Genomic DNA, 16,264 nt, shown 5'->3' with positions numbered 1-16,264 from the left:
ACGCTCGAGGAGAGACTGATGGGCAAAACACTTGTTGTAGGGGCCGGCGGCGTAAGCCATGCAGCCGTGCACAAAATGGCAATGAATGCGGATATTTTTACCGATATCACGCTGGCCAGCCGCACCAAATCCAAATGCGATGCCATCGCCGCCAGCGTCAAGGAACGCACCGGCGTAGAGATCAAGACCGCCGCGCTCGACGCCTATAAGGTTGCCGACACTGTTGCGCTGATCAAGGAAACCGGCGCCGAAATTCTGGTGAACCTGGCGCTGCCCTATCAAGACCTCGTGCTGATGGATGCCTGCCTTGAGGCGGGGTGCCACTACCTCGACACCGCAAACTATGAGCCCGAGGATGTGGCCAAGTTTGAATACCACTGGCAGTGGGCCTATCAGGACAAGTTCAAAGAGGCCGGCCTGACCGCGATCCTCGGCTCTGGCTTTGATCCGGGTGTGACCTCGGTGTTTGCGACTTGGCTGAAAAAGCACAAGCTGGACACCATTCGCCAGATCGACATTCTGGACGCCAACGGCGGGTCGAATGATCAGGAATTTGCCACCAACTTCAACCCAGAGATCAACCTGCGCGAAGTGCTGGCAGAGGTGCGTCATTGGGAAGGCGGCGAATGGAAAACCAGCCCGGCGATGACCACCAAGGTCGAGTTCGACTTCCCCGCCATCGGCAACAAGAACATGTACCTGATGTATCACGAGGAACTGGAGAGCCTGTCGACCCACTTCCCCGAGATTGAGCGCGCCCGTTTCTGGATGACCTTTGGTGATGCCTACATCATGCACGCCAAAGTGCTGGAAAACGTCGGCATGACCCGCATTGATCCGGTGGTGCATGATGGTCAGGAAATCATCCCGATCCAGTTCCTGAAAACCCTGCTGCCCGATCCCGGTGATCTGGGTGCGGAAACTAAGGGCAAGGCCTGCATCGGCGATATCGCTACAGGTCAGGCCAAAGATGGTTCGGGTGAAAAGACCTATTACATCTACAACATCTGCGACCACGAAGAGTGCTATGCCGAGGTTGGATCGCAGGCCGTGTCCTACACCACCGGCGTGCCCGCAATGATCGGTGCGGCGCAGGTGTTGAAGGGCAATTGGGTCCAGCCGGGCGTGTGGAACATGGAGCAGCTCGATCCCGACAACTTCATGGATATGCTCAACGAACATGGCCTGCCGTGGCAGGTGCATGAACTGGATGGGCCTGTTGACTTCTGACTTGGGTCGCCCCAATTAACCATCGTTTCGCCCACGTGTTTTTGTGGGCGGAACAGACCGCCGTCCCCCCTGCATCGCCAATCTGGTGATGTCGGCGCGTCTTCCCCTAACACTCACCTGCTGCCGGTGCGCCGGCGCCTTTTCGGACCTTTGACAATGACCGAAATCATGACCACCCAAGCCGGCGATGCCGGTGCGTTTCAACGATTTGACCTAAACCGGGTGCCAACCCCGTGTTTTGTCGTGGATGAAGCGGCGATTGAACGCAATTTGCGTGTCCTTCAGGATGTTTCCCACCGCTCGGGTGCGCGTATCCTGTTGGCATTGAAGGCGTTTTCCATGTTCTCTCTGGCGCCTTTGGTGTCGCGCTATCTGTCGGGCACCTGTGCCAGTGGCCTGTTCGAAGCACGCCTTGGCCGCGAAGAATACGGCGGAGAGGTCACCAGCTACTGCGCCGCCTACAAAGCGCAGGATATGGCGGACATCCTTGATCTGTCCGACCATGTGATCTTCAACACGCCCGCACAGAAAGATCGCTTTCTGGCGGACGCACAGGCGGCAGGTGTGCAAATCGGTTTGCGGGTCAATCCTGAACATTCCGAGGGCGAGATTGCCAAATATGATCCCTGCGCGCCGGGATCGCGTCTGGGCACGCCCGTGTCGCAGCTGACGCCAGAAGCGCTGGAAGGTGTGCATGGCATTCACATGCACACCCTGTGCGAACAGGGGTTTGAGCCGCTGGAACGCACGTGGTCTGCAGTTGAAGAACAGCTGCGCCCCTATCTGGGACAGATCAAATGGATCAACTTCGGCGGTGGACACCATATCACCCGTGGTGACTATGATCGTGACGGGCTGGTACATTTCATTCAGGATATTCGCGCGACCTATGGTGTTGATGTCTATTTGGAACCCGGTGAAGCAGTGGCGCTGGATGCGGGCATTCTGGTGGGTGAGGTTCTGGACCTGCACCACAACAGCATGAACCTGGCGATCACTGACATTTCGGCCACCTGCCACATGCCCGATGTGATCGAGGCACCCTATCGTCCCGCCATGCTGAATGAGGCGGCAGAGGGCGCGCGCTATCGTTTTGGCGGGCAGTCCTGTCTGGCGGGGGATGTGATCGGTGACTACGTTTGGGCCGACGCCCCGCAGGTCGGGCAACGCTTCGCCTTTCTTGATCAGGCGCATTACTCGATGGTGAAAACCAACACCTTCAACGGTGTACCGTTACCTGCCATAGCCTTGTGGAACAGCGACACCGATGATCTGAAAATGATCCGTGAATTTACCTATGACGACTTTAAGGAAAGGCTGTCCTAAGCGATGAGCACCTCTACCTTCCTCGACAGTGAGTTGAGTGGCGATGAACGCGGCGCGGATGCGCGGTTTCATGTGATCCCGGTGCCACTGGAACGTACGGTATCGTATGGTTCTGGCACCGTGGGTGGGCCCGCCGCGATCCTTGAGGCATCTGACGAATTGGAACGCCTGTGTGCGGGCTGGGAACCCTGTGCGCAGGGCATCCATACGCTGCCGTCTGTGGATTGCGACGGCCCACTGCCAGAGGTGATGGAGCGTATCGCTGCCACCACCGAGGGCGTGGTGAAGGCAGGCAAGCTGCCGGTCACGCTGGGTGGGGAACATTCGCTCAGCTACGGGGCGGTGATGGGCGTGGCCCGTGCGCTGGGCCAGCCGATTGGGATTGTGCAAATCGACGCCCACGCAGATCTGCGCATTGCCTATCAGGGCGAAAAGCATTCGCATGCCTCTGTGATGCATCTGTTGGCCGAAGAGGGCGTGCGTCTGGCGCAGTTCGGCGTGCGTGCCCTGTGCCCGCAAGAGGCAGAGAGCCGTGTTCAAAACAATGTTTTCTTCGTCGATGCTGAGGAACTGGTGACAGGCAACATCCACGCTGTCGATCTGCCAGAGGATTTCCCCGAACTCGTTTACGTTAGCTTTGACGTAGATGGCCTGGACCCTAGCCAGATGCCCGCGACCGGCACGCCTGTGCCCGGTGGCTTGCAGTTCTATCAGGCGCTGCATCTTGTTGAAAATGCTCTGAAAGGGCGCCGTTGTGTTGGTCTGGATGTGGTGGAACTGGCGCCCAATGGCGATGCAGCCTGGGACTTTACCGCGGCACAGATCACCTACCGTTTGATGGCGGCCTGCGGCGCCTAAATCATCCTATAGCAGCATTTCGAAGGCGGCCCTTTGGGTCGCCTTTTTGTTTGCGCATAATGCTGTGCCGAAAATAGATAACCATCTGTTTTTGTCGGATAAATTGGGAGGATTTTGCCAATTTGGCTACGCGCCGTAATCCGGCGTCTTTGGGTCGTGACTGAGCGGTGCAAGGGCGCGTGGGTGGCGCATTTAGGCAGCAGAATGGCGTAAACCGTAATCTGACCCTGCGTCGGGTATGGTAGGCTAATGCAAATATCTACGTTGCAACCAGCAAAATACACACACGCAAGTGCGGACGGGAGGTCACAACATGTCGTTGGATGACGCGGGCATCTGGAAATCCGGCAAAGGCAAAGGTCGTCACACGACCAAAGGCCGCCAGTTGGATGATAAAGCCCATGGCGAGGTTCTCGCCCTTTTGGGGGACCGCCCCCGCAATCGCGATCTGCTGATCGAGTTTCTGCACCTCATCCAGGACGAATACGGCCATCTGAGCGCGGCGCATATGCGTGCGCTGGCAGAGGAAATGCGCCTCGCCATGTCCGAGATCTATGAGGTTGCAACCTTCTACGCGCATTTCGACGTGGTGAAAGAGGGCGAAACTCCGCCGCCCGCGCTGACCATCCGTGTGTGCGACAGCCTGTCGTGTGAAATGGCCGGTGCCCAGCAACTGAAACAAGCACTGGAAGACGGTCTGGACCCGTCCGAAGTCCGCGTTCTGCGCGCGCCCTGCATGGGCCGTTGCGACACCGCGCCGGTTCTGGAGCTGGGTCACCACCACATCGACAACGCCACCCCTGAAAAGGTGCAGGCGGCGATTGCGGCGAACCATACCCATGCGGATATTCCCGATTATCAGGACATGGCGGCCTATCAGGCGGATGGCGGCTACGCCACGCTGAAGCAGCTGCGCGAAACCGGCAATTGGGAAGAGGTGCAGGAAACTGTATTGTCGTCCGGCCTGCGTGGTCTGGGCGGCGCTGGCTTCCCGTCGGGTCGCAAATGGGGCTTTGTGCGTGCCAACGAAGGTCCGCGTTATCTGGCCGTCAACGGGGACGAAGGCGAACCGGGCACCTTCAAGGATCGCTACTACCTTGAGCGCACGCCGCATCTGTTCCTTGAGGGCATGCTGATCGCCGCTTGGGCGGTTGAGGCAGAGAAAGCCTTCATCTACATGCGTGATGAATATCCTGCCGTGCTGGAAATCCTGCGTCGTGAAATTGCAGAACTGGAAACCGCTGGCATCGTGGAACCGGGCTACATCGACCTGCGTCGCGGGGCAGGGGCCTACATCTGCGGCGAAGAAAGCGCGATGATTGAAAGCATCGAGGGCAAGCGCGGCATCCCGCGTCACCGCCCGCCGTTTGTGGCGCAGGTGGGTATCTTTGGCGCGCCGACCTTGGTGCATAACGTTGAAACCCTCTACTGGGTGGCCAAAATCTGCCGCGAAGGCCCAGAGGTGATGAACAGCGTGGAGAAAAACGGTCGTAAGGGCCTGCGCTCTTACTCCGTCTCTGGCCGCGTGAAGAACCCCGGCGTGCATCTGCTGCCTGCGGGCTCCACCATCGACGACTTGATCGCGGCCTGCGGTGGCATGGCAGACGGTCATGTGTTCAAGGCCTATCAGCCGGGTGGCCCGTCCTCCGGTCTGTTGCCAGCCAGCATGAATGATATTCCGCTGGACTTTGACACGCTGCAACCGCATGGCACCTTTATCGGTTCCGCTGCTGTTGTTGTCCTCTCTGAGGCAGACAGCGCCCGTGAAGCGGCGTTGAACATGCTGCGCTTCTTCGAGGATGAAAGCTGCGGTCAGTGCACGCCCTGCCGCGTTGGCTGTGAAAAAGCAGTGAAGCTGATGCAGGCCGACCGCTGGGATCAATCCCTGCTGGAAGAGCTGTGCACCACCATGGGCGACGCGTCGATCTGTGGTCTGGGTCAGGCCGCGCCGAACCCGATCCGTTTGACCATGAAACACTTTGCAGATGAGGTCTGAGGGATGAGCGACCAAATCACATTCACCCTCGACGGGGAAGAAGTCACCGCAGATCGCGGTATGACCATTTGGGAAGTGGCTAATGGCCGTGGGCTGAAAATCCCGCACCTGTGCCACAAGCCGCAGCCGGGCTATCGCCCCGACGGCAACTGCCGCGCCTGTATGGTCGAGATTGAGGGCGAGCGCACGCTGGCGGCCTCTTGTATCCGTGAACCTGCCGAAGGCATGGTTGTCACCACCAATTCAAATCGCGCCGAAACCGCCCGTAAAATGGTGGTAGAGATGCTGGTCACCGACCAGCCCACGCGTGAAGAAGCGCACGATAAATCCTCGCACCTGTGGGACATGGCGGATGCCACCGGCATCGACACCAGCCGCTTCCCCAAACTGGAAGACGGCCGCATTCCGCTGCTGGATGACAGCCACGTTGCGATGAGCGTCAACCTTGATGCCTGCATCCAGTGTGGTCTGTGTGTCCGCGCATGCCGTGAGGTTCAGGTGAACGACGTGATCGGCATGTCTGGCCGTGGCCATGACGCCTATCCCACCTTCGACTTCGCTGACCCGATGGGCGACAGTTCCTGTGTGGCCTGTGGCGAATGTGTTCAGGCCTGCCCCACCGGCGCGTTGATGCCGTCGTCGGTTGTGGACGAAAACCAGCAGGGCGACAGCGCCGATTTCGACAGCGAAACCGAAAGTGTCTGCCCCTTCTGTGGTGTGGGCTGTAAGGTCTCGCTTAAGGTGAAAGACGGCAAGGTCAAGTATGTTGAGGGCATCAACGGCCCCGCAAACGAAGGCCGTCTATGTGTGAAAGGTCGCTTTGGCTTTGACTACATCCACCATGAACACCGCCTGACCAAACCGCTGATCCGTCGCGACGACGCACCGGCCAAGGGTCTGAACGTCGATCCCGGCAACCTGATGACCCACTTCCGCGAAGCAACGTGGGAAGAGGCGATGGAAAAGGCTGCGGGCGGTCTGTCCAAACTGCGTCAGGCGCACGGTGGTGCCTCGGTTGCGGGCTTTGGCTCGGCCAAGTGCACCAACGAAGAGGCGTATCTGTTCCAGAAGCTGATCCGTCAGGGCTTCAAGCACAACAACGTCGACCACTGCACCCGTCTGTGCCACGCATCTTCGGTTGCGGCGCTGATCGAAAACGTGGGTTCCGGCGCGGTAACCGCGACCTTTAACGAGATTGAAAACGCCGATGTGGCGATCGTTATTGGCTGTAACCCGCTGGAAAACCACCCGGTTGCGGCGACCTACTTCAAGCAGTTCACCAAACGCGGCGGCAAGTTGATCGTGATGGATCCGCGCGCGCAGGGCCTCAAGCGCTTTGCCTATCAGACGCTGCAATTCCGCCCCGGGGCGGACGTCAGCATGCTGAACGCGATCTGTAACGTGATCGTCGAAGAGGGGCTGTATGATCAGCAGTACATCGACGCTTACACTGAAAACTGGGACGCTGAAAAAGAGCACCTGAAAGACTTCACCCCCGAAGCGATGGAAGAGATCTGCGGCATCAAGCCCGATGTCATCCGCGACGTTGCCCGCACCTTTGCTGGTGCAAAATCGGCGATGATCTTCTGGGGTATGGGCGTCAGCCAGCACATTCACGGCACCGACAACTCGCGCTGCCTGATTTCGCTGGCACTGATGACTGGTCAGGTGGGTCGTCCGGGCACCGGTCTGCACCCGCTGCGTGGTCAGAACAACGTACAGGGCGCGTCTGACGCGGGCCTGATCCCGATGTTTGTGCCGGATTACCGTTCGGTCGAAGATGACGCGGTCCGCGAAGACATCTTTGGTGTCTGGGGCCGGGATGAAGATTGGTCGAACAAACGCGGTCTGACCGTGACCGAGATTGTCGATCAGGCCTACGCGGGCAACGTGAAGGGGATGTATATCCTGGGTGAAAACCCGGCGATGTCGGACCCTGATGCCGAACACGCGCGCGAAGCCTTTGCCAAGCTGGAACATCTGGTGGTGCAGGACATCTTCCTGACCGAAACCGCGTGTTTTGCCGATGTGATCCTGCCTGCCTCGGCGCTCTATGAGAAGAACGGCACGGTGTCGAACACCAACCGTCAGGTTCAGCGCGTTCGTCCTGCCGTCACCCCGCCGGGTGAAGCGCGCGAGGATTGGGCGATCACCGTTGAACTGGCGCAGCGTCTGGGCCTCGATTGGGGCTACACCGACGTGTCGCAGGTGTTTGGCGAGATGAAGAAGGTGATGAAGTCGCTGAACAACATCACCTGGGAGCGTCTGAAAACCGAAACCGTGACCTACCCGTCGCTCAGCCCCGAAGATCCGGGTCAGGCTGTGGTATTCGGTGATGGCTTCCCCCGTGCAGGTGGGCGCGCGCGCTTTACCCCCGCGGCTGTCATCGCACCGGATGAGGCGCCGGATGCGGATTACCCGATGATCATGACCACCGGTCGTCAGCTGGAACACTGGCACACCGGGTCGATGACCCGCCGGTCCAAGGTTCTGGACGCGGTCGAACCCGAAGCGAACTGTTCGCTGCACCCCAAAACCCTGCGCCGCCTTGGCGTGCAGCCGGGGGATATGGTGCGCCTCAGCACGCGCCGTGGCTCGATCGAGATCATGGCCCGTGCCGACCGCGCGGTGGCAGAGGATATGGTGTTCGTGCCCTTCGCCTATGTTGAGGCAGCGGCAAACATCCTGACCAACCCCGCGCTGGACCCCTACGGCAAGATCCCGGAGTTCAAATTCTCCGCTGTGCGGGTCGAAGCGGTGCAAAAGATCGCCGCTGAATAACGCAGCCGCAGTTTTGGTGAATGACAAAAAGGCCGGGGATTTCCCCGGCCTTTTCTTTGTCCGCTGGCCGCTCAGACGCTGCGGCTTCCTTTTTCTTGCCTCAATTTAGTATCAAAAGTAAGTTAATTGCCGACGAAAGTATGTGGCGCTACTACTGCGATCCAATTTTGGGGTCGCATTTTTATGAGGGAAGATCGTCAATGCATTTGCTTTATATGATGCGGTATTCGTTTTTTGGGCAATCTGGTTGGCAAAGTGATGCCAGCCGCGATCCAGGAAAATTGTTTGACCCAAAGCGTTTGGATGAACGCGAGTATTTTCTGCGCAAGGTTTCTTTGGCATCGTTGCGGGATCAAACGGACCCTGATTTCAACGTCATCATCCTGTCATCGACGCTTATGCCGCAGCAGTATCAGGACCGGCTGAAGGACATCTGCGACGATATGTTGGGCGCACGGGCGCATGTGATTTTCCGCGATCCCGAAAGCGCTGCCGGCGCGTTTGAGGCCTATCGCAAGAAAACCTTCAACCGATATACCTACAGTGCGCAAGTCGTGTTGGATGATGATGATGCTGTCGGGGTTGATTTTACCGCGGATTTGCGCGGCGAAGCACAGGCTGCGTTGACCCTGCGTAAGGCGGACCAACCGAACTATGTGTTCTTATCATGGCCTCGTGGTGTAACCGCTGAATTTCAGAACGGCGATCTGAAACTGATCCCGCGCAATGTGCCTGCGAACAATCAGGGGCTAACCGTGGTGGCACCGACAGACAGCCGTCGTAGCCCGTTCCGTGTGGCCCATCACAAGGTTCTGGAACGCCGTCCTGTTCGGGTGATCCACACGCTGGAGCCGCATTATCTGCGCGCTGTTCATAACAGCAATGACAGTCTGGGCCGTCGGCCCAAGACCTCTGTCAGCGAAGAGGACATGCCGCGCCTTTATAAGACTTTCCCACTGTTGAAAGACTTGGGAGACGACTGGCGCCTGCCGTTCAGCGACCAGACGGTCGCGCAACCAATCGCGGCAGAGTAGGGCGCGACCATCGGGGGTAGGCCCCATTACCAACGAAAAACGCGGCCCCAAATGAGGACCGCGTTTTCTATTTTTTGAGACACTGCTTATTCAGCAGCGTATTTCGTCAGATTTTCATCTTCGAGCATCTTTTGCACCTGTGCAGCCATTTCGGGGCTCAGCTGTGACAGATCGAAATCTGCCATCGCTTCGGCCATCGCTGCATTGTTGCTGCGCAACTTGAACCGGCCCAGTTGCGCCCGCATCAGGTTAGTCGAAGAGGACAGTTGTTCCGCCCCAGATGCCAGCGACGACGATTCCGAGTCAGTCGTCGCAGCCGTGCCAGCGATTTCTGCAACAGAGTTGGAAATATGGCTGACCGCAGATTGCTGTTCGCGGGTGGCGACGTTGATTTCACCGACCAGCGACTTTACGTCATCAAACGCATCCGACAGCGACTGGAACGAGGTGTCCATCTCGTTGGCGATTTTGACGCCTTCTTGGATGGCTTGGCTCGAATCTTCGATCAGCGACGTCGTTTCCTGAGCTGCCTTGGCAGAGCGACCGGCAAGGTTGCGCACCTCTTGGGCGACCACGGCAAAGCCACGACCATATTGACCCGCGCGCGCTGCTTCTACTGCAGCATTGAGAGCCAAGAGGTTGGTTTGGAACGCAATTTCGTCGATCACTTTGTTGATCGAAGCAATCGAACGCGCCTTGGAATCGATGCCATCCATCGCGCTGAGAAGGCTGGCCATCGTTTCACTGCCTTCGGTCGCTGTCTGGCTTGCGGAGTTTGCAACCTCATGGGCGCGGGTCGCCGCGTCAGAGGTGGCGCGCACCATGCTTTCGGTTTCGTCAAAGGACGACGAAATTTCGTCAATCGCTTGGCTGGCCCGTTCTGCGCTGGTCGATAGGGTGCCCGAAGAGGTCGATACCATTTCCGATGATTTCGACACCTCCTGAATTTGGGTGTTCAATTCGCCCAGGATGTTGCTTAGCGCGCCAAAGGCGTGATCGAAGGTTTCCATAACCGACAGGAATTCACCGCGCAGGCCGTCGGTATGAATTTCGACAGCCAGATCGCCAGCTACAATTGCTTCGGATGCTTTGCGGATTTCGTTGGTGATAGTGCGGAAACTGTCACGCACGTGGTCGATGCCTTCGTTCACCGCTGCTTTGTCGCCCGGGAACTGTTCGATCTGGAAGTCAAAATCACCCGCAGCAAAGGCTTCGGCGGCGCCTGCCATACATTGCTGGATGTACATGTGGCCCTTGACCATTTTGTTCACTGCTTCGGACACTTCGCTCAGGCTGTCGGGGTAGCTGGCGGCATCAATAAAGACGCGTGTGTTTCCCTGTTCATGGGCATCGCCCATGGCCTTCACTTCGGCCAGGAAGTTGTTCAGATCTTCGCGCACCTGACGTTCGGCGGTGCGGTCCTGCCATTCCACAACAACGGCATCCAGCGTCCCGTCCTCTTTGAGGTTGGGGGAGGCATGGAACGCCAGATGGGTGCTGCCGATTTTGAACTTGCCCAGATGGGTATCGCTCATCGCAGCGATGATTTTGTGCTGATAAGCAGGGTTCTTGTGGAACACATCGACTTTTTTGCCGACGATGTCATCGGCTACAAAATCGGGAAGGTCGCTCTGAATATCGAGTTCCAACCGCTTGAACATTTCGAACGCGACGGAATTCGCATAACGGATGACCAGTTGGTTGTCGCAGACCATAATCGGGCTGCTGAGGTGTTCATAAGCAGCATAAGCTGTCTGTTTGGACAGTTCGCTGGTGTCGGTCACGGTGGGGTCTACTGTGGACATCATTTATCTTTCTGAACTGGTTACTTTGGCGAAAGACGCGCTGTAAGTGATAACGGCATGCTTATCGAAGATATTAGCGCTCAGGCGGTATGCCGTTTGGTTTTTCGCGGCACCTATTCCTTTGAGATATGGCCTAGGCATCCGTTAGGGGGATGTTGGCGATAGCAGGGTAGGAAAACCGCCGCCTGCGGGGCTGGAATTTGTTTTTCCGCCCTTCTGCCAAGGTACATTAGCCTTAAAGCGTAGACATGGGCCGCCCGTTGGTCTATCGCAGGCGCCAAATTACCGGTGGTACACAGGGGATCTCACGATGAGCCAGGGCAAGAACGGTCTGACCTACGCAGACGCAGGTGTGGATATTGATGCAGGCAACGCACTGGTCGATCGGATCAAACCGGCTGCCAAACGCACCGCGCGCTCCGGTGTGATGGCAGGTCTGGGGGGCTTCGGTGCGCTGTTTGACCTGAAGGACGCAGGCTACAAAGACCCCATTCTGGTTGCCGCCACCGACGGTGTGGGCACCAAGCTGCGTATCGCGATTGACACTGGCAACGTCGACACCATTGGCATCGATCTGGTGGCCATGTGCGTCAATGATCTGGTCTGTCAGGGCGCAGAGCCCTTGTTGTTCCTCGACTACTTTGCCACGGGCAAACTGGAACTGGACAGCGCGACCCGCATCATCAATGGCATCGCTGCTGGCTGCGAACAATCCGGCTGTGCGCTGATTGGTGGGGAAACCGCCGAAATGCCCGGCATGTATAGCGAAGGTGACTTTGACCTTGCCGGTTTTGCTGTTGGTGCAATGGAACGCGGTGCGGATCTGCCTGTTGATGTGAAAGCGGGCGATGTTCTGCTGGGCCTGGGGTCCAATGGCGTCCACTCCAACGGCTATTCGCTGGTGCGCAAACTGGTCGAAGTGTCTGGCCTTGGCTGGGACGCGACCTGCCCGTGGGATGACAGCCAAACGCTGGGCGCCGCGCTGCTGGCGCCGACCCGTCTGTATGTGAAACAGGTGCTGGACGCGATCCGCGCAGGCGGCGTGCATGCGCTGGCCCACATCACTGGCGGTGGTCTGACTGAAAACCTGCCGCGCGTTCTGCCTGATGATCTGGGTGCGACCATTGATCTGGGCGCGTGGGATCTGCCGCCTGTGTTCAAATGGCTGGCCGCAACCGGCGGCATGGAAGAGGCAGAAATCCTCAAAACCTTCAACTGCGGCATCGGCATGATCCTTGTTGTGGATGAGGCAGAGGCAGAGGCGCTGACCAAAGTGCTGGAAGCCGCTGGCGAAACCGTCACCAAACTGGGCGCGATCACCACCACGCCGGGCGTTGCCTATGAGGGGTCGCTGCTGTGAGCAAACGGGTCGCGCTGCTGATTTCGGGCGGCGGCTCGAATATGGTGAAACTGGTCGAAAGCATGCAGGGCGATCACCCTGCACGCGCCGTCCTTGTTGGGTCCAACGATCCCGAGGCAGGCGGTTTGAAAAAGGCGGCTGCGATGGGCGTGCCCACCTTCGCCGTTGATCACCGCCCCTACAAAGGTGACCGTGCCGCGTTTGAGGCAGAGCTGCAGCGCCAGTTGGAAGAGGCGCAGCCAGATATCATCTGTCTGGCGGGCTTCATGCGGGTGCTGACCGAAGGGTTTGTGCGCAATTGGGAAGGACGGATGCTGAACATCCACCCGTCGCTGCTGCCCAAATACAAGGGGCTGCACACCCACCAACGCGCGCTGGATGCGGGCGACGACGTCGCTGGCTGCACCGTGCATCTGGTGACGCCGGAATTGGACGATGGCCCGATCCTGGGACAGGCGCGGGTTCCGGTGCAGGCAGGCGATACTGCCGATACGCTGGCCGCACGGGTGCTTGTGCAGGAACACAAACTATACCCTGCCGTATTGCGCCGCTTTGTCAGCGGAGATCAGACGCTGCTGACCCTTGATTGACCCTTACACCGCACGCCTTTCCATTCGCGACCGAATGGCGTAAGGCTGCCGCAGCTTGGCCAACAGGCCCAAGCATTTCCTGCGGGATGAGCCCGCACCCACCAGAATGAGGCGAAAGCACTCTATGAAAACGATTACCACGACCGCAGAGCTGGCCACATATTGCGAAGAGGCCCGCAAACACCCGTATGTGACGGTCGACACCGAATTCCTGCGCGAACGCACCTATTATTCCAAACTGTGCCTCGTGCAGCTGGCCATGCCCGGCACAACTGATGACAACGCTGTGCTGGTGGATCCGCTGGCCGATGGCATTTCGGTTGCGCCGCTCTTGGAGCTGTTCAAAGACACCAATGTGGTCAAAGTGTTCCACGCTGCGCGTCAGGATCTTGAGATCTTCTTTGTTGAGGCGGGCGTGTTTCCTGAACCGCTGTTTGACACGCAGGTTGCGGCGATGGTCTGCGGCTTTGGCGAACAGGTGGGCTATGAAACGCTGGTGCGCAAAATCGCCAAGCAAAGCCTTGATAAGACATCACGTTTCACCGACTGGTCGCGTCGCCCGCTGACCGATGCGCAAAAGAAGTATGCGCTGGCAGATGTGACGCACCTGCGGATGATCTACGAATACCTGTCGGCTGAGTTGGAAAAGACTGGCCGTGACGCTTGGGTGCGTGAAGAGCTGCGCATTCTGACCAACCCCGACACCTATATCATCCAGCCTGAAGATGCGTGGAAACGGGTCAAAACCCGCACCACCAGCGGCAAGTTTCTGGCCGTTGTGCGTGAATTGGCCAAGTTCCGCGAAGGCTACGCGCAGCAGCGCAACATCCCACGTTCGCGCGTGTTCAAGGATGACGCGCTGGTCGAACTGGCTTCGACTAAACCTGGGAACATGCAGGATCTGGGGCGTTCGCGCCTGTTGCTGCGTGAGGCCCGCAAAGGTGACATTGCCGAAGGTATTCTGGCCGCCGTTAAGGCGGGCGTGAACTGCCCCGCCGATCAATTGCCGAAACCCGACACCAGCCGTGACAAGCTGCAGGTGAACCCTGCGCTGGCCGACCTGCTGCGCGTCCTGTTGAAGGCCAAGACCGAAGACGCGGGCGTTGCATCGCGCCTGATTGCACCCGCATCGGATCTCGACGCTATCGCCGCTGGCGTGCGTGACGTGCCTGCCCTGCAGGGGTGGCGCAAAGAGGTGTTCGGCAGCGACGCCCTGCGCCTATGCAACGGTGAAGTGGCACTGGCCGCCAAGGGCAAATCGATCAAGTTGATTAACCTCTGATTGAGCCACAAATCAGAAACACGAAAGGGGCCATGCGGCCCCTTTTTTATTGCGCGGATTGTCGGTGGCAGGTCAGCGGCGGCTGGCCAATGCGTTGTTCTGACCGCGCACCTCGATGCTGCGCACACGCGCCAGTGCCTGATCGCTGACAAAACTGGCGGCGGTGATCAGGCGGGTGCGTTCATTGCCAACCTTGCCCGGTGTGCGGGTGCGCTGCTCTTCGGTGACGGCGCGCAGTTCATAGACCAGAACGCCATCAATGGGCGCACCATCGTTCAGCGCTTCCAGGCGAACATCATGGCTACCCTGCGCCGCGGCAACGCCGGTCACACGCACAACAGCCCCACCAGGGATACGCTCTACCTTCATCGATTTGATGTCCGCGACCAACAGGCCCTTGTAGGTGGTGTCACGGGCCGTGATACGGCTACGTTCGGGGATCAGCGGGTTGACCTCTGGGCGGGCGGGGTCAGGCGCTTCGACTGTGGTGGCGCTGCCGAACCAGTTCAGCGGGTTCAGACGCGACTGCCCACATCCTGCCAGCACCACAGAAGAAATCAGAAGAACCGAAAGAGATTTATACATGTGGTCTACCAGTGGCTGCCTGTGATCGCTTTCTTTCTGGGTTATCCTATTGCGGCGCACTTGAAAAGTGGCTTGCACGCTTTGGCGTCACAGCCATTGATTTGCACTGGTATTTGCGCTGGTTTCCGCTGGACCTTTGGCGGTGTGCAGCCTAACTCAGTCGGGTAACACGAAAGCCCGAAGCAGGAGAGTGCGATGGCAGCCGCCGCATTTGAGGAAATTGTCGAAGACTTTGAATTTCTGGACGATTGGGAAGATCGCTACCGCCATGTGATCGAACTGGGCAAGGCGATGGAGGGGCTGGACGAAGCCCTGCAGGTGCCCGCGACCAAGGTGGACGGCTGTGCGTCGCAGGTTTGGCTGCATCCCAGTATCGATGGTGGCGTGTTCCGCTTTGACGGGGACAGCGACGCGATGATCGTGCGCGGCCTGATCGCGGTGCTGCGCGCGCTTTACAACGATCTGACTTTGGCAGAGGTGGGGCAGGTGGATGCCCACGCTGAACTGGGCCGTTTGGGTCTGAACGAACACCTGTCGGCGCAGCGTTCGAACGGTGTACGGGCGATGATCGAACGCATCCGCAGCGTGGCCGCCGCTGCCTAAGAGGTTGGCGCGTTCTGGTTCGCCGCCGCACCGGCACCGGCACAGGCGCGGTCACGTTCCTGTAGCTGCGCTACAAATTCGCGCAACAGCGTCACCCGGCGTGGGCGAAAGCTTTCGCCGGTTTTTTTGTAGTCGGTGACGCGGGTGACGTGAAAGCTGCGGAAATCCTGACGTTTACAGCACCACGCCAGCAGCATCACGTTGCGATCATGATAGGATAGCGCCAGTGGGTATATCCGCCGCGTGGTGCGGGCGTTTTTCAGATCGCGGTAGCCGATATCCAGCGCCTCTTCGGCCCACATGGCCTCTCTCAGCAGTGTCATGTCGATGGTTGGTGTTGGCGGCGTGTTAAACCGATGCACCAGATTGGCCGCATGGGCCGCCTGTCGTTGTTGCCGTTCGGGCAGGGTGGCCAGGATCTTGACCAGCGCGTCCTGAGCCGCCTGCGCCAGATCGCTATCACCCCGTTGGGTTACGTCAGACAGACCCAATGTCAGCGCCTCAATCTCGATCTGGGTAAAGGTTTGTGGTGGTAGCGCCGGATCCTCGACCATCGTGAAACCAACGCCTGCCTCGCCCTCGATCCGTGCGCCAGCCGCGCGCAGGCTGTCGATGTCGCGGTAGATCGTGCGCTCTGACACCTCCATCGCGCTGGCCAGACGGGCGGCGGTCACCGGCGGACGGAGGCCGCGGATCAGGTGCAACAGACGAAACAGGCGATCGCTTTTGGACATGGGGGTAGGGTGCGGCAACGCTACTGACAGAATTTGGCAAGAGGGTAGCGCGATAGAGGGGGTATCTTCAATCCCAGACA

Annotated in this window: 13 protein-coding genes; 10 read left to right on the top strand and 3 right to left on the bottom strand. The window is 58.7% G+C overall.

What is annotated here, in order from left to right; translation table 11 throughout:
* Positions 1–18 precede the first annotated feature (18 nt).
* From TM5383_RS02790 to TM5383_RS02765, 6 genes are all read left to right on the top strand, one after another.
* The gene (locus tag TM5383_RS02790) at positions 19–1,230 is read left to right on the top strand and encodes a saccharopine dehydrogenase family protein (RefSeq protein ID WP_058317533.1); all 1,212 of its coding nucleotides are present in this window, start codon (positions 19–21) and stop codon (positions 1,228–1,230) included.
* A gap of 156 nt (positions 1,231–1,386) precedes the next feature.
* A complete protein-coding gene (gene nspC, locus TM5383_RS02785; protein WP_058317532.1) occupies positions 1,387–2,556 on the top strand; it encodes a carboxynorspermidine decarboxylase in 1,170 nt (389 codons plus the stop codon).
* A 3-nt stretch (positions 2,557–2,559) separates the two neighbouring features.
* Positions 2,560–3,414, top strand: a complete 855-nt coding sequence (speB, locus tag TM5383_RS02780; protein WP_058317531.1) for an agmatinase — start codon at positions 2,560–2,562, stop codon at positions 3,412–3,414.
* 313 nt (positions 3,415–3,727) lie between these two features.
* Positions 3,728–5,410: an NAD(P)H-dependent oxidoreductase subunit E gene (locus tag TM5383_RS02775; protein WP_058317530.1), complete on the top strand. Its 1,683-nt coding sequence runs from the start codon at positions 3,728–3,730 to the stop codon at positions 5,408–5,410.
* Between the two features lie 3 nt (positions 5,411–5,413).
* The gene (fdhF, locus tag TM5383_RS02770) at positions 5,414–8,191 is read left to right on the top strand and encodes a formate dehydrogenase subunit alpha (RefSeq protein WP_058317529.1); all 2,778 of its coding nucleotides are present in this window, start codon (positions 5,414–5,416) and stop codon (positions 8,189–8,191) included.
* Between the two features lie 200 nt (positions 8,192–8,391).
* Positions 8,392–9,225: a glycosyltransferase gene (locus TM5383_RS02765; protein ID WP_058317528.1), complete on the top strand. Its 834-nt coding sequence runs from the start codon at positions 8,392–8,394 to the stop codon at positions 9,223–9,225.
* Between the two features lie 86 nt (positions 9,226–9,311).
* Here the strand turns inward: TM5383_RS02765 and TM5383_RS02760 are convergent, their stop codons facing one another.
* Positions 9,312–11,033 carry a methyl-accepting chemotaxis protein gene (locus TM5383_RS02760; protein ID WP_082645369.1) on the bottom strand — a complete coding sequence of 574 codons (1,722 nt, stop codon included), beginning with the start codon at positions 11,031–11,033 and terminating at the stop codon, positions 9,312–9,314.
* Positions 11,034–11,340: 307 nt separating this feature from the next.
* On the opposite strand from TM5383_RS02760, the gene purM reads away from it, so the two are divergent.
* The 3 genes from purM to rnd all read left to right on the top strand — a co-directional run bounded on the left by purM (position 11,341) and on the right by rnd (position 14,262).
* Positions 11,341–12,390, top strand: a complete 1,050-nt coding sequence (purM, locus tag TM5383_RS02755; protein ID WP_058317526.1) for a phosphoribosylformylglycinamidine cyclo-ligase — start codon at positions 11,341–11,343, stop codon at positions 12,388–12,390.
* A complete protein-coding gene (gene purN / locus TM5383_RS02750) occupies positions 12,387–12,980 on the top strand; it encodes a phosphoribosylglycinamide formyltransferase (RefSeq protein ID WP_076400232.1) in 594 nt (197 codons plus the stop codon). Before purM ends, purN begins: the two co-directional genes overlap by 4 nt.
* Before the next feature lie 124 nt (positions 12,981–13,104).
* Positions 13,105–14,262 carry a ribonuclease D gene (gene rnd, locus TM5383_RS02745; RefSeq protein WP_058317525.1) on the top strand — a complete coding sequence of 386 codons (1,158 nt, stop codon included), beginning with the start codon at positions 13,105–13,107 and terminating at the stop codon, positions 14,260–14,262.
* A gap of 72 nt (positions 14,263–14,334) precedes the next feature.
* Here the strand turns inward: rnd and TM5383_RS02740 are convergent, their stop codons facing one another.
* Positions 14,335–14,847, bottom strand: coding sequence for a hypothetical protein (locus tag TM5383_RS02740; protein ID WP_058317524.1), 513 nt, complete (start codon positions 14,845–14,847; stop codon positions 14,335–14,337).
* Between the two features lie 195 nt (positions 14,848–15,042).
* On the opposite strand from TM5383_RS02740, the gene TM5383_RS02735 reads away from it, so the two are divergent.
* Entirely contained in the window at positions 15,043–15,450 is a 408-nt protein-coding gene (locus tag TM5383_RS02735) for a SufE family protein (RefSeq protein WP_058317523.1), read from the top strand.
* Here TM5383_RS02735 and TM5383_RS02730 read toward each other — a convergent pair.
* On the bottom strand, positions 15,447–16,184 hold the full coding sequence (locus tag TM5383_RS02730; protein WP_058317562.1) for a helix-turn-helix transcriptional regulator: 738 nt from the start codon (positions 16,182–16,184) through the stop codon (positions 15,447–15,449). The genes TM5383_RS02735 and TM5383_RS02730 overlap by 4 nt on opposite strands.
* Between the last annotated feature and the right edge of the window lie 80 nt (positions 16,185–16,264).

The sequence above is a fragment of the Thalassovita mediterranea genome (assembly GCF_001458435.1).
Lineage (GTDB): Bacteria > Pseudomonadota > Alphaproteobacteria > Rhodobacterales > Rhodobacteraceae > Thalassobius > Thalassobius mediterraneus.
Note: the sequence above shows the minus strand (reverse complement) of the source record. Positions and strands in the feature narration are given on the sequence as shown.